Here is a 25,499-nt window from a genome sequence, read left to right as displayed (position 1 = left end):
GTGCTTGAATAATATGGTTTTAAATAAGGATAAGCTAATATCGATTGATTTAGTTATTTGCACTTACAATAATGCTGGCTTACTCGATAGAGTCTTAAATAAAATTGCTAACCAACAAGTACCAGACAATGTAAAGTGGCAAGTCTTAGTTGTCAATAACAACTGCACAGATGAAACACCAGCAGTTGTTGAAAAATACATTCAGTCTCAAAGCATACCCCAAATATCTATGCTTTTAGAACCAAAACAAGGCTTAAATCATGCGCGTCTCTGCGGCATCCAAAATACAACCGGAGATTGGATTGCCTTGGTTGATGATGACTGTATGTTAGACCCAGACTGGGTAGCAGAAGCAGCTAAATTTGCTTCTCTCTATCCAGACTGTGGTGCTTTTGGTGGAAAAGTCATTTTAGATTGGGAAACGTCTCCACCTGGTTATGTATTGAAGTATGGATATTCATTTGCCCAACAAGAGCATGGCATGAATATTATGCAACCAAATTGTTTAGTTGGGGCAGGATTAATTATTAGTAGAAAAGCCATTTTACATACTAACTGGATCAAAGAGCAATTCTTGAGCGATCGCGTGGGTAAAAAGTTAGTCTCTGGGGGTGATGTGGAAATGGTTTTGCGTATCCGCAGCGCAGGTTACGATATTTGGTACAATCCCGCCTGCAAATTACTGCACTATATTCCTACAAGACGCACTGAACATAAATACCTCGTTAATATCAATTATGGTTTAGGAATCAGCCAGTTAATGGGTGACAGTTTGACTTGGAATAATTCATACCAACGCCTGATTATAGAATCTATTTATTCTACCTTTACCGCTACAGTTGATATTTGTAAAGAAGCCTTAAAAGTTCGGCTAAAACGTAGTTACATGGAAGCGGCAGAAATTCCCATCGTCTTGGGTTTTGTTCTGGGCAAATGGACAGGGATATTCAGAATAATCTGCATGAATAAACAAGAAAGACAAAAGTTAATAGGTTCTGCAAAATTAGTTAATTCAAATACTTAGAAAATATGGTTACTCTATCCGCTAAAAAAGATAATTTCAAATTGCATTTACAGGAATTTTTAGCCTACAATCCTTTTCCAGAGCCTCTGACTCAAGGATTTTTTTATCGGGAAAAAATGCGTGCTATTCATAATGTCGCTCCCAACCAACCATTACAAAAAATTCTAGAGGTAGGTGGTGGTCAGAGTGGACTAACATCTTTACTATATCCCCAAGCAAAAATTACTAATATAGACTTTAATCCTGAATACGCCAACGCTCCTTGCAACCAACAAGAACAAGTCAGCTTTGTTTGTGGAGATGCGACAAATTTACCTTTTGCAGATGAATCATTTGATGCTGTAACAATGTTCGACCTATTAGAACACGTACCAGATGATCAAAAAGCAGTCTCAGAGGCGTTACGAGTATTGCGTCCAAATGGTTTTCTGTTAATTAGTACGCCTAATGAGAATTGGCGGTTTCCTTACTATAAATTTATGAAATCTGTTTGCCCTAGTGAAGCCGATGTGATGGCGGAATGGGGTCATGTTAGACGTGGTTACACGTTAGCAGAACTCAAAGCTTTAATCAATTTACCCTGTCAGGAATATGCTACTTTTATTAACCCTTTAACAGTTATATGTCATGATGTAGCATTTTCTAACTTATCACCTCGTAAGCGTCGAATTTTGTGTAATATGCTGAGTCCTTTGACATGGTTGAGTTATTATCTGCACAAACCACAAGGATTGGGAACAGAAACAGCTTCAGTTTGGCAGAAAATATAAGAGCAATAATGATTATGGAAATTTCAAAAAAAACTATTAATAATAAGTCGGCTTTAGTTTAGTCAATAATTAATCTTCATCATCTCATGAGCAACCAATCAGAATTTACTATTGCCCTTTTACATTGGGGTGATTTAATTGAAGATTTTTTAGACACCATCGGAGTTACTTTCGAGGCTTTTTGCAATGAGATGACTGGCGGTTGGATGTTCGGTTATATCGATGCTTTAAAGCTGGCTAATGTACGGACAGTGCTGTTTTGTATTTCCGCACGGGTAACTACAACTGTGCGCTATACCCACAAGCCTACAGGTGCAACTATCTGTGTATTACCTGCGCCTAAACTTTATCAAGTTGTACGTCGTCCCATGTTGAACCCCTACGGTTGGAATATTACCGAGGTATTTGGGGATGTACAGGGAGTCCGTCGTAATCTGTTAGCAGTGCTGAGAGATGCTGCACCTTATCTAGCTACACCAATATTACATCTTGCCCGTGAACTGCGCCACGAAGGATGTCAAGCTATTTTGTGTCAAGAATACGAATATGCGCGATTTGATACTTGCGTATTGTTGGGATGGTTAATGCGTTTACCTGTATTTGCTACTTTTCAAGGAGGTGATTTTCAACTCTCACGCTGGGAAGGTTTGGTACGTCCAATCACACTTTCAGCCTGTGCTGGTTTAGTAGTAGCTACCCAAACGGAATTGGAACGATTACAGTCTCGGTACAGTTTGCCCTCTACCAAGATAGCACAGATTTTTAACCCAATGGATGTAGCGAATTGGCACGCCAGCGATCGCACTGAAGCTAGAACAATATTAGAGATTCCTTTAGATGCTGAGGTTGTAGTGTATCACGGGCGGATAGAAATATATCGTAAGGGGCTAGATATCCTGATGGATGCCTGGCAAGATATTTGTGAAAAACGCCCTGATAGGAATTTGCGTTTACTTCTTGTCGGTACTGGTTCTGATGCAGAGAAGTTAGGACAACTAATTGCCCAGAAGCAGTTACCGGGAATCATTTGGAGAAATGAATACGTCCGCGATCGCACTGCTATTCAACGTTATTTATCGGCGGCTGATGTCTACACCCTCCCTTCTCGCCACGAAGGTTTTCCTGTCGCACCCATCGAAGCCATGTCTTGTAGTCTACCTGTAGTAGCTACTGATGCCCCTGGTGTTCCTGATATTTTGCCAGACAGAGAGTTATCAGGGGGAATAATCGTACCTCGTGAAGACAGCACAGCCTTAGCTGAAGGTATTGGTTCTCTCCTAGACAACCAAGCTTGGAGACATGAATTGGGTAAACGCGGGCGCGATCGCGCAGAAAAATACTTTTCTTTAGAAGCTATTGGTAAGCAACTACGTGAGTTTATTTTGGCGCAAAGTGACTAAGTTGTTAACGATAAAATCCGACCTCACAAAATTGCGTTGCTTCCTTATCCATCTTGATAACCGATTTAAAATCCCTGATTAATGGTTGATCATCTCCTCCAAAAAATTCTCTCTTCATTTTTTGGGGAAATTGCATAAACTTTAAGTAAATTCCTGATAAATACGTAGAATTGACGTTACCGACTAAAATTCCCGGTTGGCTTACTATTTCAATTCGGATAAATCACGTCTGTTTTTCATTGTTTATATTTATCCTACTTATAGCATAATACGGTTAAGTTAAGCCCAAAAACATCATTTTTAGGCGTGATTTATCGTGTCTTTTAATGTCAATTATCTGAACAAATAATCCTTAACTTAACCGTATTGGACTATAGTCAACAATCTAATTGTGAGATGGTTAATCATGTTTACAATTGATGAATCACCCCTGGCTAATACACTTGGATTTATAGCATTAGCTAGCTATATAGTCACATTACTGCCGACAAATCTCAGAATTGTTTTTCCAGAAACTAAAGCTACTGGTATTCCCCAATGGCTACTAAAACGCCGTCGAATCATAGGTATTGCATCTTTCATTTTAGCTTTAGGTCATGCTTTACTAATGATTCAAAAGAGAAAGTTTGATTTTTTAGACCTCAGCACATTTTGGATATATATCCAGGGTGTAGGAACTTTCATAATTTTTACATTGCTATTCATTACTTCTAATAATTGGAGTGTAAAAATTATGAAAAAAACCTGGAAACAATTACACCAACTCACTTATATCGCTCTGGCTATTTTGATTTGGCATATTTGGGATAAGATGTCAGGTCATTGGACGTATCTAACACCAATTAGCCTGATTGCTACTACCATAATTGCAGTTTTATGTATCATCCGATTTTGGATGGAACACAAAGGTAAGCAACAAAGAAAAACTACTAAAGTAACTCAAGTAGATTTAGCAGGAAAAAGCACTAGATAGTTTCATTAGTAAAACATGGCAGAAGTAACTAATTACTTGAAAAAGGTAAAACCAGCGTTTTTTTCTTCTGCCTTCTTTTTTCTTGTACTATTTGTCGCTCAAATTGTGTAAATGGAGAGTTACTTTGTAGTGTCAAACCCAATAGTTAAGCAAATTACAGCCATACTGGCAATTACGTCTACAGCAACCTTGGTTGGGTTGAACTCTTGTCGTTTGCAATTACCATTCCCAATGGTAAAACCTGACATTATTTCCTTGCCAATTATTCAACCTGATCGAACCCTTCAAGGACATTCAGCCTGGATTTATGCGATCGCTATCAGTCCAGATGGTCATACCTTGGCTAGTGGTAGCTATAAAGGCGCAATCAAAATTTGGCATCTGCACACTGGCAAATTACTCCACAGTTTTAAAGGTCATACGGATGCAGTTGTATCCTTAGCAATTAGCACTGATCAGCTTGTACTCGCCAGTGGCAGTTGGGATAATCGAATTAAACTATGGAATCTGAAAACAGGAACTCTTATACGTACCCTTGATGGACATAGAGACGATGTACAAGCGATCGCTATCAGTCCAAATGGAAAATTACTTGCTAGTAGCAGTGCTGACCATACCATTAAACTCTGGAATCTAGATACAGGAAAAGAACTCTTGACGCTCCAGAATGTAGGCTGGGTAAAGTCTGTTGCTTTTAGCCCTGATAGCCAGAAGTTAGCCAGTGGTAGTAAAGATAATTCCATCAAAATTTGGCAGTTAAGCACAGGTAGTCCAAAACTCATCCAAACTCTGACAGGTCACTCCCAAGGAGTATGCTCTGTTGCTTTCAGTCCTGATGGGCAAAAGCTTGCTAGTGGGAGTATGGATAAAACTATTAAGCTCTGGGATGTAACTACTGGCAAAACCCTTGCTAACTTTGCAGGACATACCAATTCTGTATGGTCTATTGCTTTTAGTCCGAATGGAAAGACCTTGGCCAGTGGTAGTTATGACACAACAATTAAGCTCTGGGATCTCGCTACTAGCAAAGTGCTTGCCAACTTTAAAGGACATACCAAGTCTGTATGGTCTGTTGCCTTTAGTCCGAATGGGCAAACCCTAGCAAGTGGTAGTAGTGACGAAACCATCAAACTTTGGTCTGCACCCCACAATACCACTACTCATACTCAAATACTGGAGAAGAGGAAACAGTACGAGAACAAGAAAGGGCTAAAGCCCTTACTACAAACTTACTCAGATGTAGAAGCATCTGGAGATGAAGATTGAGGTTGAGATGGCTGGCGGGAACGACGTAAAGCATTCCTTAACCGACTAGAACTAGAAGATGGGGCTTCTTCTGTCTGATTTCTTCTCCGCCGCCGAGTTGCATTTGGTTGTGATGAGGGTGATGATTGGGTAGCTGTACGCTCACGTCGCACCCTACGTAAAGAATTTCTGACACTTGTTTGATTGTCCGATGTTCTTCTATTATTGGTGCTTGATGCTGTTGATTGTTGGGATGTGGGAGTGTCTGGAGATGATGTAGGAGATAACCGCCTGCGTCTGACTCTAGTTTCTGTATTACTTCTTGTGGGAGTTTCTGTATTACTTGATGCTCTAGAACTTTGCCGATTACTAGATGCTGCTTCTGTTGTATTTGTATTAGCAGCAGCTCGTTGTCTTGCTTGTCTTTTGCGTTCTTGTAGTTCGCGGTAACGCCGAGAACCGGCAATGGCATATTCAGTATCGATAGATACTCCACTTCTACCACTAGCAGAAGGTTTTAATTTCCAGTTACGTGCTTGTCTCAAGGTTTCTTCATCTAAGTCACGATTACCACTGGAGTTGACAATCCTGACATTAGTAACATTACCTTTTTCATCAGTATCAACAGCTACTCCAACTTTGCCTTCTACGCCTCGTCTTCTAGCCGCTTCTGGATAATTAGTGCCGCAATCACGACAGGCTGCACGGCCATTTCCTGATCTGGAAGAGTTATTAGTATTATTACTGCTTGATGGAGTTTCTATTTTGGCCGGACTTGGGGCTGTAGCTTGTGTTTCCATGCCTCTGCTTCGTCTATTATTACTAGACTGTACAGGGACGTTAGAGCCTGTATTTGTAGAATTGTTTGACTCTCCTACAGCATTACTATTTGCTCTAGCATCTCTAATGCCACTTAACAACCCTCTTAATTTATTACTGCTTTGCTCTACAGCTTGGGTTGTCGTTTGTTGTGTATTGGTAGGTTCAGATGTGAGGACTTTTTGGGGTTGTGTTGTTAACTGTGTTTTTACGGTTGGTGCGATAGTTTTATTAGGCTGCTGTTGAACTTGAGGAGTTTTGAGGTTATTAGAAATCTTTTGTACTGGCTCAGGGTTTAATTTTACAGGTGCGATCGCCACGGGAGCGATCGCTTGAGGTTGTGGTCGAGTTTCTGGTTCAGGTTTTGGTTCAGGTTTAATCTCCAGTGGTGTTGGTTCTGGTTCTACCTTCGGAGTATCAATGATTGTCACCTCTAGAGGTTCATTCTCAACCTCAGAAGTTCTTTGCAACAGATTGCCTATGCCTATGGCTAATATCCCAATATGCAACGCCACTGAGCCAATCAGACTGTAAACCAGAAAAGACCTGAGAGCCTCAGTTTCCTTTGAACGCTGCTCAACAGCTATGCCCGAAAAGGTCATAATTTATTGCGAGCTAATATTACTAACTTAAACATAGTAGAATGCTTAGATACAAATATCAAGTAATTAAATAGTCAAGTTATTAGCTGTATTGAATGACTATAAAATAGTTACAGAGACGTTTATAGCGTTTTTATTAGGAAAATTATCATAAATTAATTGCAAAAAAGTTGCATATTTATTTAAAATGTCTTGACAATTCCTCTCAAGTTATCTGAGGATGCTAATAGTCTCTGTGTTTTTAGTTTAACGAGGCTCTTCATGGGAATTACGAATCTGTTTACAGCTGGCGGCGTAGTTATGTGGCCGCTATTGGGATTTTCTATATTGGGGGTGGCACTAATTATTGAACGTGTCAGGTTTTGGCTGAGAATTAATAATCGTCAAAGTCGTGTCATCGCAGAGGTATTGAAACTCTATCGGTTAGACAATGTAGTAGGTGCAATAGATAAACTCCAAAAAAATGCAGATTTGCCCCTTGCACGGGTTTTTTTAGCTGCGCTGGAATTAGAAGAACCAAATCCAGAAGAATTTCGTTTAGCTTTAGAAAGTGAAGCGCAAGCTGAGATCCCCATACTCAAACGCTTTCAAAATCTTTTTGACACCATCATTGGTTTAGCACCACTGTTAGGTCTACTCGGTACAGTATTAGGGTTGATTGCTTCCTTTGCTTCTTTGGATATTGGGGATGTGGGAGGGACGAAAACCGCAGAAGTTACAGATGGGATCAGTGAAGCTTTAGTGTCTACAGCCGCCGGATTAGTGGTTGCTATATTTACACTGTTTTTCGCCAACTCCTTTCGCGGACTTTATAGCAGGCAAATGGCCTTATTTCAGGAATATGGAGGACAGTTAGAATTACTCTATCGCCGCCGCTATGAAAGAGGGGAGAAAACCTATGCGTCTACAAGATGAACCTGATATCCCAGCACAGATTAATATTGTGCCGATGATTGATGTCATCTTTGCGATTTTGACATTTTTTATCATGTCAACGCTGTTTTTAACTAGATCAGAAGGTTTACCAGTAAATTTACCGAAGGCATCTACAGCTAATCAACAGCAAGTACCGACAAAAATTACCATCAGCATTGACGAGAAAGGAGAAGTTAGCCTGAATCGCCAACTAATTTTAGTTAATTCTCTAGCAGAACAAATACGTAATATAGCTGGTTCTAACTCAGAACCCTTGGTAATTATTAATGCTGATGAAAAAGTAGGACACGGTAAAGTAGTAGCTGTTATGGATCAGGTAAGGCAAGTTAAGGGAGCAAAATTAGCGATCGCTACTCAAAAGTAGTTTTGGGACTGGGGACTGGGGACTGGGGACTGAGGGAGAAAAATTCAATACCAGATACCCGATTCCCAATTCCCAATTCCCAATTCCTATTGACCATTAACTGGTTTCTGATACTTACCGGGATATTTGCGTTGGAAATGGTCTTCCATGATTTGTAAAATCATTGGTGCTGCAAGACTACCACCACCACCCCCAGAATGTTCAGTAAAGGCAACAATCAAAACTTCTGGCTTGTCAGCCGGGGCATAAGCACCAAACCAAGTATGATTTTGCTTGATACCGCGCTTCCAAGCCTCGGCTGTACCACTTTTCCCGGCTACTGGGGGAATAGTGGGTTTGTTTAAAACTTTGCCTGTTCCTTCAGTGATTACTTTACGCAATCCTTCCTGTAGAAGTTTTATCGTTGAGGGCTTCATCTTCACCTCTTTTCGCCAACTTCTGGCTTCTTCATTGTCTTTAAGCAAATGTGGTTGGACGCGATCGCCACCATTAGCTGGGATAGCAAACATTACCGCCACTTGTAGAGGTGTACCCAATAAAGCACCTTGACCAATAGACATATTAATCGTGTCGCCTATAGTCCAAGGCATCTTGCGAGCTTTCCGCTTCCATGCGTCATCCGGGACTAAACCTTTTGATTCTTCCGAAGTGAACTCAAAACCTGTTTTTTCCCCAAAGCCATATTTACGAGTCCACTTAATCAGAGTCGGACCACCAATTCCCTTAGCAACTTGATAAAAGAAAGTATCACTACTCCACTGCATTGCGCCCACAAAACCTAATGGGCCGAAACCAGCATGATTCCACTCACCAAATCTAGTACCACCAATAGTTAATGAACCGTAGGTTTGTAGAACTGTGCTAGGAGAATACTTACCTGATTCTAGCGCGGCGGTTTTGGTGACAATCTTAAAGGTACTAGCGGGTGGGAAAGCACTCAGGGCGCGATTAACCAGGGGATGATCTTCACCTTGTACAGACTCCCAATCTTTTTGTGTCAGTTTTTGCTTGGAGAAAATATTGGGATCAAAAGTGGGGTGAGACACCATAGCTAAAACAGCACCGTTTTTGGGATCAAGCGCAACGATCGCACCATTGCGACTTCCCAAGGCTTTCTCTGCTGCTAATTGCATATCTAAATCTATGGTCAGGCGAATATCATTACCTGGTTTGGCTTGTTTTTCTCCTAATACCCGCAGTGGTCGCCCAGCCCCATCCACTTCTACCTGCTGACCTCCCCATTCACCCCTTAGTGAGGTTTCATAGGCTTTTTCTATGCCCATTTGCCCAATCACATCTCCTAGACGGTAGCCGTCTTTTTTCTTTTCTTGGAGTTGTTCGGCGGTTAATTCTCGTGTATAGCCTAGTATATGGGCTAATTCCCGACCTTTGGGATAGTAACGAACGGCTTCCGTATGTATTTCCACATTTTGCAGTTCGTTTTCATACTCTTTTATAGCTGTAATTTGGGCTTCATTCAAATCACGTGCAATCCGAATCAGTGAAGATGAGTTAGCACCAGCTTCTTCGAGTTTCTTTTCAATTTCGTCTTGGGGAATATCCAAAATTTGGGCTAGACGCGCCCCCACGACTTTCCACGCAGGTTTGGTATGTGCCATTGGCCACAAATAGACAGAGCGAGGATAACGTGTACTAGCTAATAGTTTGCCATTGCGGTCAAAAATATTACCTCTTTCTGGTTGTTTGGGAATCATCCGAATCCGATTTGATTCAGCTCGTTTGCGGTAGTATTCTCCTTCCACAATTTGCAAATATGCCAACCGCACGCCAATCCCAGTCGTCATTAATAAGGTAAATATAATCAAAAATATAGACTGGTAATTCCGTCCAACTGTACGTGTATCTTTTTTTCCTCCCAGGGGAGTTGGTTGGAATGTAGCCATAGGAAAAAATATTGTAGATGAACTAATTTTACTTTTGAATTTTTACTTTTGAATTTTTACTTTTGAATTGTTAATCCCAGTTCCTTGTACGTAAAGTTCCCAGAAACTGCTACTTAATGCTGAGTATGTAACAATTGGGAATATTCTTTTTGGCACAGAGGTTTTAGGCGGATACAATAAACCCAAGTGTGATGTTCTGTCTGCTTAATAGGCTACATTAGGTGACAAAATTACGTAAAATCACGGCATTCTACTAAAGATTATGGCTCAAACTGTGACCCAGCACCAGAGAGGAATTGTGGCTTTTCAGCCGCTTGATGTTGAACTGCGTAACGTGTTCAAGTTTTTTAACCAAGAACCGGCAGTACATGGAATAGATTTGGATATTAGACAGGGGGAGTTTTTTAGTATTTTAGGGCCTTCTGGTTGTGGAAAAACTACTACACTACGCCTCATTGCTGGGTTTGAACAGGTTGATGCGGGTAAGTTATTAATTCAGGGTCAGCCGATGACTGATGTACCACCTTACCGCCGCCCTGTGAATACAGTATTTCAAAGCTATGCTTTGTTTAACCACCTGAATGTCTGGAATAATATCGCCTTTGGACTACGCCTCAAAAAAGAGAAACTCCGTCAAGCCGAAATTGATAGTCGAGTCAATGAAGCTTTAAAGTTGGTGAAAATGGAAAGTTTGCGATCGCGTTTTCCTCATCAACTTTCTGGTGGTCAACAGCAAAGAGTAGCATTAGCTAGGGCTTTAGTAAATCGTCCGGCTGTGTTGCTGCTAGATGAACCATTAGGGGCGTTAGATTTAAAACTCCGTAAGGAAATGCAGTTCGAGTTATCAAATTTACACAAAGACCTGGGTTTAACTTTCATCATGGTGACACACGACCAAGAGGAGGCGTTATCATTAAGCGATCGCATCGCCGTGATGAATCAAGGCAAAATCGAGCAAATTGGCAGTCCTAGCGAAATTTACGAACGACCTAAGACATCTTTTGTAGCGGATTTTATTGGTGATACAAATTTATTTAGCGGTGAAATCACAGCCGTAGAAGCTTCACTGGTGCAAGTTGTCACCAAAACCGGACTCACTATTGTAGTTAATCGCACAGAAGACACACCAACGGAACTATTAAAAGCTGTAGTAGTTAGTGTGCGGCCAGAAAAAATCCAGCTTTCCTTATATCAACCTACTTTAGTAAACAACTGCTTTGAGGGAAGACTAGTAAATATCATGTATTTAGGAACTCACGTTAATTATGTTGTGGAATTAATTAACGGTATCAGTCTTAATGTTTTACAGCCCAACACCTTTGGCAGCTTACCAGACCGTGACACCCCTATTTACGCTTGGTGGGTAGAAGATGATTGTTTAGCGATTGATTCTTAACTAATGACTAACAGACGCAATTTTTTACAAGGAGTAACAGCACTTGCTACTTTATCTTTAGCTGGTTGTGGCTGGAGATTGGCTGATGTGCGGGCTTCTACTAGTTCTGGGCGCACTGATAGATTATATCTATATACTTGGACGCAATATTCTGATCAACAACTATTGCAAACTTTTAGTACCCAAACGGGAATGAAGGTGTTTGTAGATCCCTATGATTCTAATGAAGTGATGTTAGCTAAACTGCTAGCTGGGGGTGGTGGTACTTATAGCGTGATTTATCCATCTGATTATATGGTAGAGAAGATGGTAGACAGGAATTTATTAAGAGAATTAACACCCGATCGCCTGATTGGTTTAGATAATTTATTTCCTCAGTTTCAAAATCCCAGTTACGACCCCAAAAACCGCTACAGTATCCCCTTTAATTGGGGAACAACCGGATTAATTTATAACTCGGAAGTCCTGAAACAAGCACCGGAAGATTGGGATTATCTCTGGCAAAATAAAGCCATACTCAATAAGCGCATGACATTATTAAATGATGTGCGGGAAGTTATGGGTGCAGTATTGCGAATGTTGGGTTATTCCTACAATTCACAAAATGAAAACCAAATTAAAGAAGCTTATCAAAAATTAACAGAACTTAAGCCAGCGATCGCAGCGTTTGACACTGATGCTTGGCAAAATCAAATATTAGCAGGTGATTTAGTTTTAGCAATGTGTTATTCTGCCGATGCCATCAGAGTGATGAAGGAAAACCCCAAACTCAAATATGTAATTCCTCGCAGTGGTTCTTCACTATGGACTGACACAATGGTAATTCCCAAATCAGCACCAAATATAGATGGTGCTTATGCTTGGATTAACTTTATTTTGCAACCAGAGATAGCAGCAACTATTAGCAAAAGATTAAAAATTGCCACACCCAATAGTGCAGGTTTTGAACTATTACCTAATGAAATTAAAAATAATATTAATTTGTTTCCTCCAGATACGCTTTTAGAAAAGTGTGAACGCCTTAGTCCCTTGGGACAATTTGAAGAAGTTTATGAGCGATATTGGACTCAATTAACTAGCAGTTAAAATAATTCGTAATTCGTAATTCGTAATTCATAATGGGCTGCGTCCCGCTACGCTAAAGTAATTTCTCAAATAAAAATTGTGTCTATTGAAATTCGTAATATTGAGAACATAGAAATAAATCGCCCCCGATTTAATTGGTTACAACCTTTAACATTACTCGCCCCGGCTGGTGTTTGGTTGTTACTTTTGCTGGTGCTACCAACACTGATCATTTTTCAATTAAGTTTAGTACCGGATATTCGACCAGGTGATATAGTTAACCCAAGTGGATTTGATAACTATATCCGCATTTTTGATCCTTTATACTTGAGAGTGATTGTGCGATCGCTAGGGTTAGCCGTTAGCACAACAATTATTTGTTTAATTCTTGGTTTTCCCGTTGCATATTGGATTGCTCAAATTGCACCGCAACGTTGGCGTAATTTACTGATATTGGGTTTTGTCTTACCTTTGTGGACTTCTTCTCTACTGCGTTCCTATGCTTGGATTACGATTTTGCGCCGCACGGGTTTATTCAACAGTCTGCTAACTAGTCTAGGTTTACCTACTTTACAATTACTCCACAGTGTACCGGCTGTATTGATTGGTATGAGCTACAGCTTTTTACCCTACATGGTTTTAATTTTATATGCTTCCCTCGAAAAGTTAGATAGGCGTTTATTAGAAGCAGCAGCCGATTTAGGTGCAAATCCCATCCAGACTTTTTGGAAAGTGACAGTTCCGCAAATTTTACCAGGAATTATGGCTGGTTCACTGCTAGTATTTATCACAGGATTAGGGGATTTTATTGATCCAGAATTGTTGGGTGGTAGTTCTAGTATGACGGCAGCGAGGTTAGTTTATAACCAATTTCTCGGAGTTACTCAAAATTGGGGGTTTGGTTCAGCTTTGAGTATGACATTAATTTTAACTGTGAGTATTGCGATCGCTCTACTAATTAAATTTGGTGAAGCCACACCTAAGCAATAATAGTTGGAATACTGAGATACCCTCATAATTTAAATAATTCGGGTATCTATATCCCCCACACTTTCGATTGAGTGCAAATCAGGGTTTAACGCACCGGAACAGCTTGTAATTGTTGTACATGGGTTTTAAAGATATACCATGTTTGCCCCTGCTGATTACAAGCCAGTGTTTTGTCAAAAGTTACTGTGTAATAATCTTTGAGTTTTTCCACCCGATTACCTTCACGAAACTCTGTAGTACTATTTTTATTATCATTAATAGACGCAACAAAAAATTTATCGCCTGATCTGAGAGGACACTTTTTGTTATTTTCTTTAATTTCAGTTGACTGGCGAAACCAATTTTCTTGTAGCTTGAAAGTAGTACCTCCATTAGAAGTAACCCTTAAAATCCTGATCACAGGTACGCTTTGAGTCTGAGAATAAACAGCATTAGGAACTACCACACCCAACACTCCACAGACGACACCTAAACCAACAATTAACGGTTTTGGATACAACCTGGTTTTACCAATAGCCATTGAGAATATCCTTAATCTTCAGTATGATTCACATTGTCAATGGCATAATTTTACACGAATCTTGATTCTAGGCAAATCTAGTATAACTTTATAATATACTGCATTATTCTCAATAAGAATTAAATAATTGGGTTTTTTAACTAATAAATTAGGGTTTTAGCTTAATTTATTCTCAATAAACCCGATTCTTCCCCAGGTGGAAGAGATCAATTACAAATGACGGTTAAACAAAAAAGACACTCATATTGATGCTTTAGACGATTCTTAACTAAAAAAGTTGGATTAACGCCTATATGTGGGAAATATAAGCTTGTTAAAGCTTGTATAAATTAAGCTACAAGGTGATATTCATTTCCTAGAGAATGATGGTAGCGATCGCACTGAAGTTTGTATTTTCGATTTTGGTGAGTGGTTGGTAGTAGAATTTTTCCGTGGAAGAGGTAGTGAAACGCGCTTGTTGGAGAATAACTTGAGAAATCAGCAAATTCTTTTTGGTGATTCTCCGCTATCTGTTAAAAAAATTCGCTGTTTAGGTGGTGATAAGCACGATCACGTTTATCTTTGGCAATTCTTTTGTCGCCAATGGCTCAAAGATAAAGGAATTTTCCCCAACGCTGGTACTGCACCTTACAACAGTCCTACAACATATCAATGGCAAGAGAGAGAAAGAAAAATTCAGGTATGGAACACTGAAATTCTGAGACTTGAGCAAGAAGCCAAGAATTACTGCAATAGGATTGGTTTTTGTATGACCTGAAATATCAACCCTGAATTTTATAACTCAGGGAATCGGTTATCCTATCACCCCTGAGATTTTTAAAATGCAGCACCTACACGTTAAGCTGAATGAAGGTAGCAATTTGTTGCACTTTTTAGTTTAAACTGGCTATCCCTGCTACTTTTAAATTTTCCCTGCTTGAGAAACCTGGAATGCTAGACCAAATTTTTGATTACCTGCACTTTCATCTCAGCATTGAAGCCTCTATAGTCCTGCTGATATTGATACTTTTAGAAGCAGTGCTATCTGCTGACAATGCGATCGCGCTGGCCGCCATAGCCCAAGGACTAGAAGATAAAAAACTGGAACGTCAGGCACTCAACATTGGTTTAGTCTTTGCCTATGTGCTGCGAATCACCTTACTGTTGACTGCCACTGAGATCCAAAAATTCTGGCAATTTGAACTGTTGGGTGCTGTATACCTGCTATGGTTGGTATTCCAACACTTTTCTTCAGCAGAAACAAAAGACGACCATCACCACGGGCCGCGTTTTAGCTCATTGTGGCGAGCAATACCAGTAATTGCTTTCACTGACTTAGCATTTTCTTTAGATAGCGTCACAACCGCGATCGCAGTATCTCAAGAAAAGTGGCTAGTGCTAACGGGAACAACCATAGGTATTATTACCCTACGCTTCATGGCTGGCTTATTTATCCGTTGGTTAGATGAATTTGCCAACCTGGAAGATGCCGGATACATCACAGTTTCGTTAGTGGGTTTACGCCTGTTATTGAAGGTAGTAAACGATGATTTTGTCCCCCCAGAATGGGTAATGATTACTGCGATTGGTTTAATTTTCGCTTGGGGATTCTCTAAACGCACTCTCATTGAAGCACCAGCACCCCAAGTTGAACCGGAAAAAAGTGAAGTAACGAAGTGAGGGGACAAACCAAGTCAAAAGTCAAAAGTCAAAAGTCAAAATTAATTTACTCCTGACTCCCGACTCCCGACTCAGCACTCAATTACTCAATCACTCGTGCAACCAAGGTGTTAACTGAGGTTGCCAATTGACTAATTCTGCATCCGTGAACCACAGGCTGACTTCCCGAACAGCAGTTTCTGGTGCATCAGAACCGTGGATGAGGTTACGACCGATATTAATCCCGAAATCGCCCCGAATTGTTCCTGGTTCTGCGGTTAAGGGATTTGTCGCACCAATCATTTTTCTAGCAGCAGCAATCACACCATCACCTTCCCAGACCATTGCCACCACTGGGCCAGAAGTGATAAATTCAACTAAACTGGGGAAGAATGGTCTTTCACGGTGGACATCATAGTGCTTTTGAGCCAATTCCTGACTTACTTGTAAAAACTTCAAACCAACCAGGGTAAAACCTTTGGTTTCAAAGCGACGGATAATTTCGCCTACCAGTCCACGTTGTACGCCATCAGGCTTAATTGCTAAGAATGTGCGCTCCATTGCTATCTCCCAAAACTTAATAAAATTTTTATTCGGTCAAGAGTCACAGTCAAAAGTCCATAGTCTACAGCCTCAGACTACTTTGCTAATAACTAATAACTAATTACTAATGACTAATTACTAACGACCAATCAGAGTTTATCTCAGAAATTATCGCTGAGTGCATATACGTTGCCAAATGAATGCGTTAAATTGTTTATTCGTGGGTGAAACACAGAGGTCAGACATGGGTGTTGAATCAACTGCTACATCAGACGAGGTGGTAAAAGTACCGTCCAACGGGAACAAACTCGAAGGAAAAGGTTACAGACAGAAAAAGCTGTTACCACCAAGTACAGGAGATGTATCTCGCGCTTGGAAAATTGAGGATAGCGAAGATTTATATCGGATTGAAGGTTGGGGACAACCTTATTTTTCGATTAATGCGGCTGGTCATGTGACTGTTTCTCCCAAAGGCGATCGCGGGGGTTCTCTTGATTTATTTGAACTCGTCAACGCCTTGAAACAGCGTAATTTGGGGCTACCCCTACTAATCCGCTTTTCAGATATTTTGGAAGACCGCATTGAACGGTTAAATGCTTGTTTTGCGAAAGCGATCGCCCGTTATAATTACCCTGGTGTATATCGTGGCGTGTTTCCTGTCAAGTGTAATCAGCAACGTCATTTGATAGAAGATTTAGTGAGATTTGGCAAACCCCATCAGTTTGGTTTAGAAGCCGGTTCTAAACCAGAATTGATGATTGCCTTAGCTTTATTGGATACCCCAGGCGCATTGCTCGTTTGCAACGGCTACAAAGACCGGGAATACATCGAAACGGCGATGTTGTCCCAAAGACTAGGCCAAACGCCTATTATCGTCTTAGAACAGGTGGAAGAGGTCGATTTGGTGATTGCTGCTAGCCACCAATTGGGAATTAAACCGATTTTGGGTGTACGCGCCAAATTAAGCACCCAAGGGATGGGACGTTGGGGTACATCCACAGGCGATCGCGCTAAGTTTGGGCTGACGATTCCCGAAATTATCCAGGCCGTTGACAAGTTGCGTGATGCTGATTTACTCGGTTCTTTGCAATTGCTGCACTTCCATATCGGCTCGCAAATTTCCGCCATTAACGTGATTAAAGATGCCATCCAAGAGGCTAGCCGTATCTACGTGGAACTAGCAGCCCAGGGTGCAGATATGAAATACCTCGATGTTGGTGGTGGCTTGGGTGTAGATTATGACGGTTCTCAGACCAACTTCTACGCCTCGAAAAACTACAATATGCAGAACTATGCTAACGACATCGTAGCAGAGTTAAAAGATACCTGTGCGGAACGACAAATACCCGTACCCACACTGGTTAGCGAAAGCGGTCGAGCGATCTCTTCCCATCAGTCGGTACTAATTTTTGATGTTCTTAGTACCAGCGATGTCCTCCTTGATTTACCAGAACCGCCCCAGGAAGGTGAATCTCCAGTGATTAATTACCTGTGGGAAACCTACCAATCAATTAACAAAGAGAACTATCAAGAGTTCTATCACGACGCAACTCAATTCAAAGAAGAAGCCATCAGCCGCTTTAACTTGGGAATTTTGGGACTCCGAGAACGAGCTAAAGCCGAACGCTTATACTGGGCCTCCTGTCAAAAAATTCTGAACATTATCAGACAGCATGATTACGTACCCGATGAATTGGAAGACCTAGAGAAAATCATGGCTTCCATCTACTACATTAATCTCTCAGTGTTTCAATCAGCACCAGATTGCTGGGCGATCGATCAGCTATTCCCAATTATGCCCATCCATCGCCTAGACGAAGAACCAAAACAGCGCGGAATCTTAGCAGACCTCACCTGTGATAGCGATGGCAAAATCGACCGTTTTATTGACCTGCGGGATGTCAAATCAGTTTTAGAGTTGCACCACTTCCAGCCGGGAGAACCTTACTATCTGGGAATGTTCCTCAATGGTGCTTACCAAGAAATCATGGGTAATTTACACAACCTCTTTGGCGACACTAACGCAGTTCACATCCAATTGACCCCCAAAGGCTACCAAATTCAACACGTAGTCAAAGGTGACACCATGAGTGAAGTAGTTGGCTACGTGCAGTATGACTCTGAGGATCTGGTAGAAAACATCCGCCAGCGTTGTGAAAAAGCCTTAGAAGAAAAGCGCATCACTCTAGCTGAATCTCAAAGACTGCTGCAAACCTATGAGCAAAGTCTCAGAAGATACACATATCTAAATAGCTAGGATTTGGGGACTGGGGCAGAAAAATTCAAAATTCAAAATTCAAAATTAAAGAATTTTGGGCATTGGGCATTGGGCATTGGGCATTGGCGATAAAAAATTATCCTCCTTGTCTCCCTTGTCTACTCCCTGCCCCCTGCCCCCTGCCCCCTGCCCCCTGCCCTAACTAACTTACATTCGTCCCCAGCAACTCCTCAATCGCCTGTCGTTCTACGGGCGTGTGTTCTGGTGGTGTTTGCCGTGCATCGGTAATCAACCAATCCAGGGAGGCGGCTTGGACATCAATAGCTGATCCTGTTTTATCTACGCAGTAACGACCAAACACCAACTTATCAACCAATCTCACTCCAGCCCCCAATCTTGACCATTCAAAGATGACGCTGTTATCGACTGTTGCGCCACTGCATATCCAACAGTTGGGGCCAATCATCGCTGGTCCAACGATTTTTGCTCCATCTTCTATTCTGGTCATACCACCAATATAAACTGGGCCGGTAATATCTACCTTGTCCCAATTCACCGCCACATTTAAACCAGTGTAGATACCAGGAGCAACTTCATGACCAGGAATTTGCACATTTTTGATTTCACCTAATAACACGCCACGAATCGCCCGCCAGTAGTCTGGGACTTTACCAATATCCACCCATTCAAAATCCATAGGAATTGCATAGAAGGGCGCACCGATTTCTACTAGTTTGGGAAATAATTGACCACCAATGTCATATTCCACTCCAGAAGGTATGTATTTAAATACTTCTGGCTCAAAAATGTAAATACCTGTGTTGATATTAGTGCTAAGTGCCTCCTCTACTGAAGGTTTTTCTTGGAAGGCTTTGATTCGGCTATCTTCATCAGTAACTACTACGCCGTAACTAGAAACTTCCTCTTGAGGAACAGTTTTGGTGATGATAGTCGCAATTGAGCCTTTGGATTTATGCCACTTAACAGCTGCGGTCAAATCTAAGTCAATTAAAGCGTCACCGCACAAAACTACAAAGGTGTCATCGAAAAATGGTGAAAAATCTTGGATGCGTCGCATCCCTCCCGCCGAACCAATAGCTTCCCCTACGAGTTTACCGTTGTCATCGATTTTCCCTTCAAAAGAATAGGCAATCTGTACGCCGAACCGTTGACCATCACGGAAATAGTTTTCAATTTCCTCAGCCAAATGGCTCACGTTGACCATAATCTCGTCAAATCCATGTTGACGTAGAAGTTCCAGTAAAAATTCCATCACTGGCTTTTGCAGGATGGGAATCATCGGTTTGGGAATTGTATAGGTAATCGGACGGACACGAGTACCTTTACCTGCTGCGAGAATCATCGCTTTCATAAAAGTTTATTCCTCAACCACCAGCCAGTTTACTTTCTTTCATTGAGTGATACTTAATCATCAGTTTTTATGTCTGCTCTAAGTAACCGTTGATTAACCTCTGTCAACAGGGATAGCAGGAATCTAGTGATTAATGCAAGCAGAGGTACGGACAAATGACAAGCGATCGCTTATCTTTTTAAGATAATCGGATTTTAGCCTTGACTGAAGCCCTCGTCTGTAGATTCCCGGAATTTCATTGTCTGCTCCCAAGATTGGCAGGTGTTAGCTGTGATCTGTAATTAACCTAATTTTAATATCTTGGTAAAACTCTTCTTGAAGCAGCTCTACTTTGGATTGAGCCGATAGCAGCAGTAAAGCCCAGAAAACACTAACTAAATGGCTATTTTCTGATTCATGGTGAGAGCTATTTTCTGGTGCTGGCTTAGTCTGAGTCCATAATTGTACTAGTTGTTCTAAATCTAAGTAATTTTGCTCTAAAAGTAACTCTTGTGCGGAAGACAGCAATACTTGTTCTAATTCATCAGCCACCTCCGTTAAATTTTCTTGGTGCGCTAACTCCAGTGCCTCACGCATACTTTTGACACTGGATTGGCGTTTGGCACGGATAGGTTTACTGACTTTCTGCACCAGCTTGAGCTGGTTCGCCATGATTTGCAGTTGCTGGATTAACTCTTGCAGTGTTACGCGCCGTTTTGGTGGCGGCATTGCTGCTGGACGACGGCGCAAATGTCGCTCTAACTGTAAACGATGACCTGGATGTAATAATCCGTTTTCACCGTCTAATAAAGTATCATCTATTACATTTTCTAATTCGGCGGCTGCTGTTGACAATTGCATCAAAGTATTAGCCTTGAATAGAACTAGCATTGATGCCGATAAAAAAGCCTGTCCAGATTGAGACAAGTCAGCTTCGTAGCCTCTAGCTGTTGTTTTTGGTGTCATCAGTTGCAAATAACGGTCAATCACCTCAATTACTTGGACATCCCAAGGATCTATTTCTCCTTGTTCTGCTTGCTCAATTAGGAGTGTAATTGTTTCTAATAGCTCGGAAGCATCCATGCTGATTTTTGATGGCGCAAGTTTTTACTTACAGTATTTTGTTGACCACTATATAAGCACATAGTGTGGTATGGAGAGAAAAATTATTATAATCTTATATTTTTATCGTCATTTTCACCAATCTAATAGAAATATAAGCAGATTTATCTTACTTAGGAAAGGTGTAGATACAGTTAAATTCTTATCAAAAGAAAGATGATTTTCTATCAATGATGACTTGAAATAAGATTACACAATTTAAGTTTATTTCATGAAGATAGGAATTTAATAATATGACACTACTATCTATTGATGAATTAAAAACTCTTGTTGAGAATTCCCATACACCCTGCCTATCTCTGTATATTCCCATGCAAAAATTAGGTGCAGAGATCAGACAAAATCCTATTCGATTTAAAAATGTTATCCGTGAAGCTCAAGAACGTTTAGAAGTAATAGGAATGCGCTCTACGGAAGCTATAAACTTTCTGCAACCTGCAATGGAACTGGATCAGAATGATTTTTGGGAACACCAAGACCAGGGATTAGCCATTTTTATTTCTCCCGAAATATTTCGGTATTATTGTTTACCAATGGAGTCACCAGAGTTGGTAGTTGTTGGTAATAAATTTCACATCAAGCCATTACTGCATTTAATTAATAGCGATCGCCAATTTTACCTCCTTACTTTGAGCCAACAAGATGTCCGCTTCTTTGAGGGCGACTACTATGACATTAAAGAAGTGGAAGTAGAAAATATGCCCAAAAATTTAGAAGAAGTTCTGCTGATGCAGGATAACTCAGAAAAAGGCGTACAGCACCGAATGGCCACATCAAGAGGGGGAACGGCTAATCCTGCTCAACAACCAGGTCAATTTCACGGGGAGGGAAGTCCAGAGATGGATAGACCTCAAGCTGGCATTTTACAATTTTGCTACGCCGTTGATAAGGCATTACATGACAAACTACGGGACAAACAAGCACCTTTAATTGTGGCAGGGGTTGAGTATCTTCACCCACTTTATCAGGAGGCGAATACCTATCCCCATTTGCTGGAAGAAGGGATAACTGGTAATCACGAAGTGACAAACCTGGAAGAATTACACCATCAAGCTTGGCCAATTGTGTCACCGTTAGCGCAACAAAAACAAGAGGAGGCGATCGCACTTTATGAACAACTAGCTGGAGAAGATGTTGTTCAAGCCTCTGGTGACATCAAAGAAATTGTCCCAGCGGCCTATTATCAAAAGGTTGACACTTTGTTTGTCTCTCTGGGACAGCAACTTTGGGGTAAGTTTGACCCTGATACCATGACTGTAGACTTACACCCCGAACCCCAGCCAGATGATGAGGATATGTTAGATTTTGCTGCTGTTCACACCTTCTTAAACGGTGGTCATGTTTACACGGTTGAGCCAGAAGAAATGCCAAATAATCAGCTAGTAGCAGCAATTTTCCGATATTGAAGCTTCCACTAATTGTCTCTAATTTTAAATTTTGAATTTTGAATTTTGAATTTTGAATTGTAGAGAAGCGACTTGACGTGCTGTTGCTAATATTAAACGTTGTTCAGCACGAGCGATCGCTTGATATGTTCGCTCTACTGCTTCCGGTTCTACAGAAATAGAAGTAATCCCCAATTTTACCAGTTGATCAATCATTTCTGGATAGGTGGCTGGTGCTTGACCGCAGATGGAGCAAGGTATACCCGCATCTATTGACATTTGAATAAGTTGCGAAATTGCCGCCATCACCGCCGGATGACGTTCATTTAATACCCTGGTTAATTGTGCCTGTTCGCGGTCTACTCCCAACAATAATTGGGTGAGGTCATTTGTACCAATGGAAATACCTGCTACTCCGGCTTTGATGTATTCTGGGAGCAAAAACAAGACGCTGGGGACTTCAGCCATGATCCACAATTGAAACTGGGGTACTTGGGTGAGGCCGATTTGCTCAACTTTTTGTTTACAGTAACTAAACTCAGCGACACTGCGAACAAAGGGTAAAATCAGGTGAATATTGCCATAGCCTGCTTTTTGAACATTGGCTATGGCAGTCAATTCTAAATCAAAAACGGCGGAATTTTGGACATAGCTAAATGTCCCGCGATCGCCTAAAACTGATTGCTGTGTAGATGGTAAATTAGTTGATGATAATTCGTGCGATCGCCAATCTAAGGAGCGATAAAAAACTGGTCTGGGAGCAAAAGCACGGGCGAATTGGGTAATTTGCTCCGTCAAATATGCTAATAATTCTGATTGTCGCCCTTCTATCACCCAAAGATGGGGATGTTGTCCCTTCAAGAGCGAGACTAGCATGAGTTCTGAGCGTAATAACCCCACGCCATCCACAGGTAATTTTTGTACTTGCTCTATTAAACTGGTTTGACTCAGATTAACCAACAGTTGGGTAGCAATCATTGGTAAGTGGGAAGTAACAACAGTTTTAGGTGAGGTAGTCAGGGGTTGTAAGGGTGTATTTAGCTTTTGAGTTTCCCCCTCGCTGACTTCATCATCCCTCAAACGATACACTTCGCCGCGATCGCCATCTACAAGTAAACGTTCTCCACTGTGAATAATCACTGTCGCATCTGCTGCATTGACTACGGCTGGAATGCCCAATTCCCTAGCCAAAATCGCTGCATGACTAGTCATACCTCCCTCTGCTGTCACCAAACCCACAACCTGTTCCATCAGTGGCAACCAATCTGCCGTAATTTTCGGTACTACTAAAATTACTTTTTTAGGTAATTGTGCTGGTTTTAATTGGGCGTTGGTTACTACATGAGCATTGGCAGTTACCCGTCCTCCAGCTGCACCTACGCCTTTAATGAACTGTAAATTGGGAATTGCTGATTGGGGGGTGCTAACTTGGGTGATGTAGATACGGGGAACTGGGTTTTCTTCGGCAATTGTCCACTCAATGGTAAAGTTTTTACCTAACTCACTGACAAGCTGATGCCCTAGGGTAATTACTTGTTGAAGTAATTCTTCTTGTAAAGCGTATTCCTGTTGTTGGGCTTCCTCAATTAAATACACATTGGGAATCCTGTGATCGATAGTTAAGACTGGTTTATCGTGATTCAGGTGATAAGCCAGGATTTTATGACCCAAATGCCTTTCTAAAATAACACCTGTTTCTTGTTGAATGTAGTAGGTATCCGGGAGAACTTCACCTTGAGCGATCGCATTTCCTAACCCCCAAGTTGCTTGGATGATCCATCCCGTAGCATTCACTTTGAGTAAACCGCTAGCGATCGCATTTCTGACGGGTTGGATGAGAATTCCTAAATTAACTTGTTGTAGGTTAACTCCCATGCGCCGCCAATATAGTAGGCTTTTGGCACGAAACAGTTGACTCCAGATATTTTTTAGTGAAGAAGCGATCGCAGCTTCATCACAACTACAAAAGCTGGACTCCAGCAATCCGGCAGTGTTCCTCACCTTTGGCGTTGCTAGGGTTGGGCGTAAAATTAAATACTCAGATTGCCATTCTTTTGCTGACGTAAAAATGGTACTCACCCAGTCGGGTGGTACATTTGCATTAATAATTTCCTGACGCAAACGACTAGCCACTTGTTGAAGTTGTCGCCAGTTACCTACATCCAAGTGCAAAGAAGAATTGGGTAAGTTAGCGACTAATGACTCCGAAGTGTTGAGAGTTTCTAAAAATAACCGCAGCAATTCTTCTGGAACTACAAAACCAGGGGCAACCGGGTAGCCACGCTGTCTGAGTCTACTCAAGTAAAACGCTTTATCACCTACTTTGGTGCGGTCTTGCAGTTTAATTTGGTCAAGCCAATAGAGTCTATCCACTCAATTTTTTTGATTATCATTTGCTTAGTTTACAGCTACAGCTATCCAACCTGACTTGAAAAAGCTGGGGGAACAGGGGAGGTAGGGGAAAAAATTCTTCATCAGTTCTGGTGTACGCAGTTCATGATGGCTAATAAATATCTCCCAGGAATAATGCCTGAAGTGTAATAATTTTGCCAACTTCATCTCCTATTACTCAAAATCCAGAGGCAGGAAGTATAAATGCTTATTGCAGAATCGTTTTGAATTTATCAACAAAATATTTATTTGTGTCAAAGTTTACTATTTAATTGCCCATTAAATCTAATTTTATATTTATATGTGTTTGTATGGGATTTTTTCCTAGATATTCACTTTTTTCTCCTACACCTCTACCTTGTTTCTAATTATTCCTAGTTAAATAATTCTAGTGCTTTAGCGAAAACTACTTCTTCTGACCTTGTTTCGAGGATTGATTTTACTAAATAGATAAATTCACTATCTGTTTTAATATCCTGTTCAATTGTTTTACTAGCCGCATAAAAACTAGCATCATAAATACTTAATTCATTGGTAGTACCTGTTTGTAGTTCGTGTTTTTTTCGATCCCATGAAAGTGACTTACCACGCAATGTAAATTGAAACCATACTATTTCAGTATGTTCAAACTCAAAAAAAACATCAAAGTATGGCTCTTCTCCTTGAAACCAAATTTTTGATTTACCCCCACTGGAATTTTGTTTGAGAATTTTTTGTTCAATTCTTCGTAAAGATTTACCTAGGGATAAGATTTCACTGTGATTTAATATAAATTCTGTTTCTCGCATAAGGAATATCTTAATCAATAATAGGCATTTATTAGTCAATAATTATTCTCAGAAA

Annotated in this window: 22 protein-coding genes and 1 pseudogene; 14 read left to right on the top strand and 9 right to left on the bottom strand. The window is 40.9% G+C overall.

The genetic code is table 11. The annotated features are described in order from the left end of the window. Positions 1–13: 13 nt before the first annotated feature. The 5 genes from L6494_RS22060 to L6494_RS22040 all read left to right on the top strand — a co-directional run bounded on the left by L6494_RS22060 (position 14) and on the right by L6494_RS22040 (position 5,433). Positions 14–1,024: a glycosyltransferase gene (locus L6494_RS22060; RefSeq protein WP_237989889.1), complete on the top strand. Its 1,011-nt coding sequence runs from the start codon at positions 14–16 to the stop codon at positions 1,022–1,024. A 5-nt stretch (positions 1,025–1,029) separates the two neighbouring features. Beyond that, entirely contained in the window at positions 1,030–1,794 is a 765-nt protein-coding gene (locus L6494_RS22055; protein ID WP_237989888.1) for a class I SAM-dependent methyltransferase, read from the top strand. An 86-nt stretch (positions 1,795–1,880) separates the two neighbouring features. Next, a complete protein-coding gene (locus L6494_RS22050; protein ID WP_237989887.1) occupies positions 1,881–3,194 on the top strand; it encodes a glycosyltransferase family 4 protein in 1,314 nt (437 codons plus the stop codon). A gap of 406 nt (positions 3,195–3,600) precedes the next feature. Further along, a complete protein-coding gene (locus L6494_RS22045; protein ID WP_237989886.1) occupies positions 3,601–4,167 on the top strand; it encodes a ferric reductase-like transmembrane domain-containing protein in 567 nt (188 codons plus the stop codon). 129 nt (positions 4,168–4,296) lie between these two features. Continuing rightward, positions 4,297–5,433, top strand: coding sequence for a WD40 repeat domain-containing protein (locus L6494_RS22040; protein WP_237989885.1), 1,137 nt, complete (start codon positions 4,297–4,299; stop codon positions 5,431–5,433). Here L6494_RS22040 and L6494_RS22035 read toward each other — a convergent pair. Next, positions 5,397–6,833: a TonB family protein gene (locus L6494_RS22035; protein ID WP_237989884.1), complete on the bottom strand. Its 1,437-nt coding sequence runs from the start codon at positions 6,831–6,833 to the stop codon at positions 5,397–5,399. The genes L6494_RS22040 and L6494_RS22035 overlap by 37 nt on opposite strands. 261 nt (positions 6,834–7,094) lie before the next feature. Here L6494_RS22035 and L6494_RS22030 point away from each other — a divergent pair, with 261 nt between their 5' ends. Next, the gene (locus tag L6494_RS22030) at positions 7,095–7,748 is read left to right on the top strand and encodes a MotA/TolQ/ExbB proton channel family protein (RefSeq protein WP_237989883.1); all 654 of its coding nucleotides are present in this window, start codon (positions 7,095–7,097) and stop codon (positions 7,746–7,748) included. Further along, positions 7,732–8,133 (top strand): ExbD/TolR family protein, encoded by a 402-nt coding sequence (locus tag L6494_RS22025; RefSeq protein WP_237989882.1) that lies wholly within the window; start codon positions 7,732–7,734, stop codon positions 8,131–8,133. The genes L6494_RS22030 and L6494_RS22025 overlap by 17 nt, the downstream gene beginning before the upstream one ends. 86 nt (positions 8,134–8,219) lie before the next feature. Here L6494_RS22025 and mrdA read toward each other — a convergent pair whose 3' ends face one another. Next, a complete protein-coding gene (gene mrdA / locus L6494_RS22020; RefSeq protein WP_237989881.1) occupies positions 8,220–10,037 on the bottom strand; it encodes a penicillin-binding protein 2 in 1,818 nt (605 codons plus the stop codon). A 262-nt stretch (positions 10,038–10,299) separates the two neighbouring features. Between mrdA and L6494_RS22015 the strand changes: the two genes are divergently transcribed. The 3 genes from L6494_RS22015 (at position 10,300) to L6494_RS22005 (ending at position 13,488) form a co-directional block, all read left to right on the top strand. After that, complete coding sequence (locus tag L6494_RS22015) at positions 10,300–11,433, top strand: ABC transporter ATP-binding protein (protein WP_237989880.1); 1,134 nt, start codon at positions 10,300–10,302, stop codon at positions 11,431–11,433. 3 nt (positions 11,434–11,436) lie between these two features. Continuing rightward, entirely contained in the window at positions 11,437–12,519 is a 1,083-nt protein-coding gene (locus tag L6494_RS22010; protein WP_237989879.1) for a polyamine ABC transporter substrate-binding protein, read from the top strand. 78 nt (positions 12,520–12,597) lie between these two features. Next, complete coding sequence (locus L6494_RS22005) at positions 12,598–13,488, top strand: ABC transporter permease (protein ID WP_237989878.1); 891 nt, start codon at positions 12,598–12,600, stop codon at positions 13,486–13,488. Positions 13,489–13,573: 85 nt separating this feature from the next. On the opposite strand, the gene L6494_RS22000 is transcribed toward L6494_RS22005, so the two are convergent. Together L6494_RS22000 and L6494_RS30990 are read right to left on the bottom strand one after the other, a co-directional pair. Next, entirely contained in the window at positions 13,574–14,008 is a 435-nt protein-coding gene (locus tag L6494_RS22000; protein ID WP_237989877.1) for a hypothetical protein, read from the bottom strand. Positions 14,009–14,363: 355 nt separating this feature from the next. Continuing rightward, complete coding sequence (locus L6494_RS30990) at positions 14,364–14,492, bottom strand: hypothetical protein (protein ID WP_330911037.1); 129 nt, start codon at positions 14,490–14,492, stop codon at positions 14,364–14,366. On the opposite strand from L6494_RS30990, the gene L6494_RS21995 reads away from it, so the two are divergent. Together L6494_RS21995 and L6494_RS21990 are read left to right on the top strand one after the other, a co-directional pair. Continuing rightward, positions 14,478–14,765, top strand: a complete 288-nt coding sequence (locus L6494_RS21995; RefSeq protein WP_330911036.1) for a hypothetical protein — start codon at positions 14,478–14,480, stop codon at positions 14,763–14,765. The two genes, L6494_RS30990 and L6494_RS21995, sit on opposite strands and share 15 nt — an antisense overlap. A 173-nt stretch (positions 14,766–14,938) precedes the next feature. Continuing rightward, the gene (locus tag L6494_RS21990; protein ID WP_237989876.1) at positions 14,939–15,667 is read left to right on the top strand and encodes a TerC family protein; all 729 of its coding nucleotides are present in this window, start codon (positions 14,939–14,941) and stop codon (positions 15,665–15,667) included. A 90-nt stretch (positions 15,668–15,757) separates the two neighbouring features. Here L6494_RS21990 and ndk read toward each other — a convergent pair whose 3' ends face one another. Continuing rightward, the gene (ndk, locus tag L6494_RS21985) at positions 15,758–16,207 is read right to left on the bottom strand and encodes a nucleoside-diphosphate kinase (RefSeq protein ID WP_237989875.1); all 450 of its coding nucleotides are present in this window, start codon (positions 16,205–16,207) and stop codon (positions 15,758–15,760) included. 226 nt (positions 16,208–16,433) lie between these two features. Here ndk and speA point away from each other — a divergent pair, with 226 nt between their 5' ends. Then, the gene (speA, locus tag L6494_RS21980) at positions 16,434–18,446 is read left to right on the top strand and encodes a biosynthetic arginine decarboxylase (RefSeq protein ID WP_237989874.1); all 2,013 of its coding nucleotides are present in this window, start codon (positions 16,434–16,436) and stop codon (positions 18,444–18,446) included. 163 nt (positions 18,447–18,609) lie between these two features. Here speA and L6494_RS21975 read toward each other — a convergent pair whose 3' ends face one another. Together L6494_RS21975 and L6494_RS21970 are read right to left on the bottom strand one after the other, a co-directional pair. Then, the gene (locus L6494_RS21975) at positions 18,610–19,779 is read right to left on the bottom strand and encodes a sugar phosphate nucleotidyltransferase (protein WP_237989873.1); all 1,170 of its coding nucleotides are present in this window, start codon (positions 19,777–19,779) and stop codon (positions 18,610–18,612) included. 194 nt (positions 19,780–19,973) lie between these two features. After that, positions 19,974–20,841: pseudogene (locus L6494_RS21970) on the bottom strand (segregation/condensation protein A). A 272-nt stretch (positions 20,842–21,113) separates the two neighbouring features. On the opposite strand from L6494_RS21970, the gene L6494_RS21965 reads away from it, so the two are divergent. After that, positions 21,114–22,286 carry a baeRF7 domain-containing protein gene (locus L6494_RS21965; protein WP_237989871.1) on the top strand — a complete coding sequence of 391 codons (1,173 nt, stop codon included), beginning with the start codon at positions 21,114–21,116 and terminating at the stop codon, positions 22,284–22,286. 24 nt (positions 22,287–22,310) lie between these two features. Here the strand turns inward: L6494_RS21965 and L6494_RS21960 are convergent, their stop codons facing one another. Together L6494_RS21960 and L6494_RS21955 are read right to left on the bottom strand one after the other, a co-directional pair. Further along, positions 22,311–24,638: a putative PEP-binding protein gene (locus L6494_RS21960; protein WP_237989870.1), complete on the bottom strand. Its 2,328-nt coding sequence runs from the start codon at positions 24,636–24,638 to the stop codon at positions 22,311–22,313. Between the two features lie 392 nt (positions 24,639–25,030). After that, entirely contained in the window at positions 25,031–25,444 is a 414-nt protein-coding gene (locus L6494_RS21955; protein ID WP_237989869.1) for a hypothetical protein, read from the bottom strand. Between the last annotated feature and the right edge of the window lie 55 nt (positions 25,445–25,499).

The organism is Nostoc sp. UHCC 0870, from assembly GCF_022063185.1.
Classification (GTDB): domain Bacteria; phylum Cyanobacteriota; class Cyanobacteriia; order Cyanobacteriales; family Nostocaceae; genus Trichormus.
The sequence above is the reverse complement of the archived record's forward strand: the minus strand, read 5'-3'. Positions and strand labels throughout refer to the sequence as shown.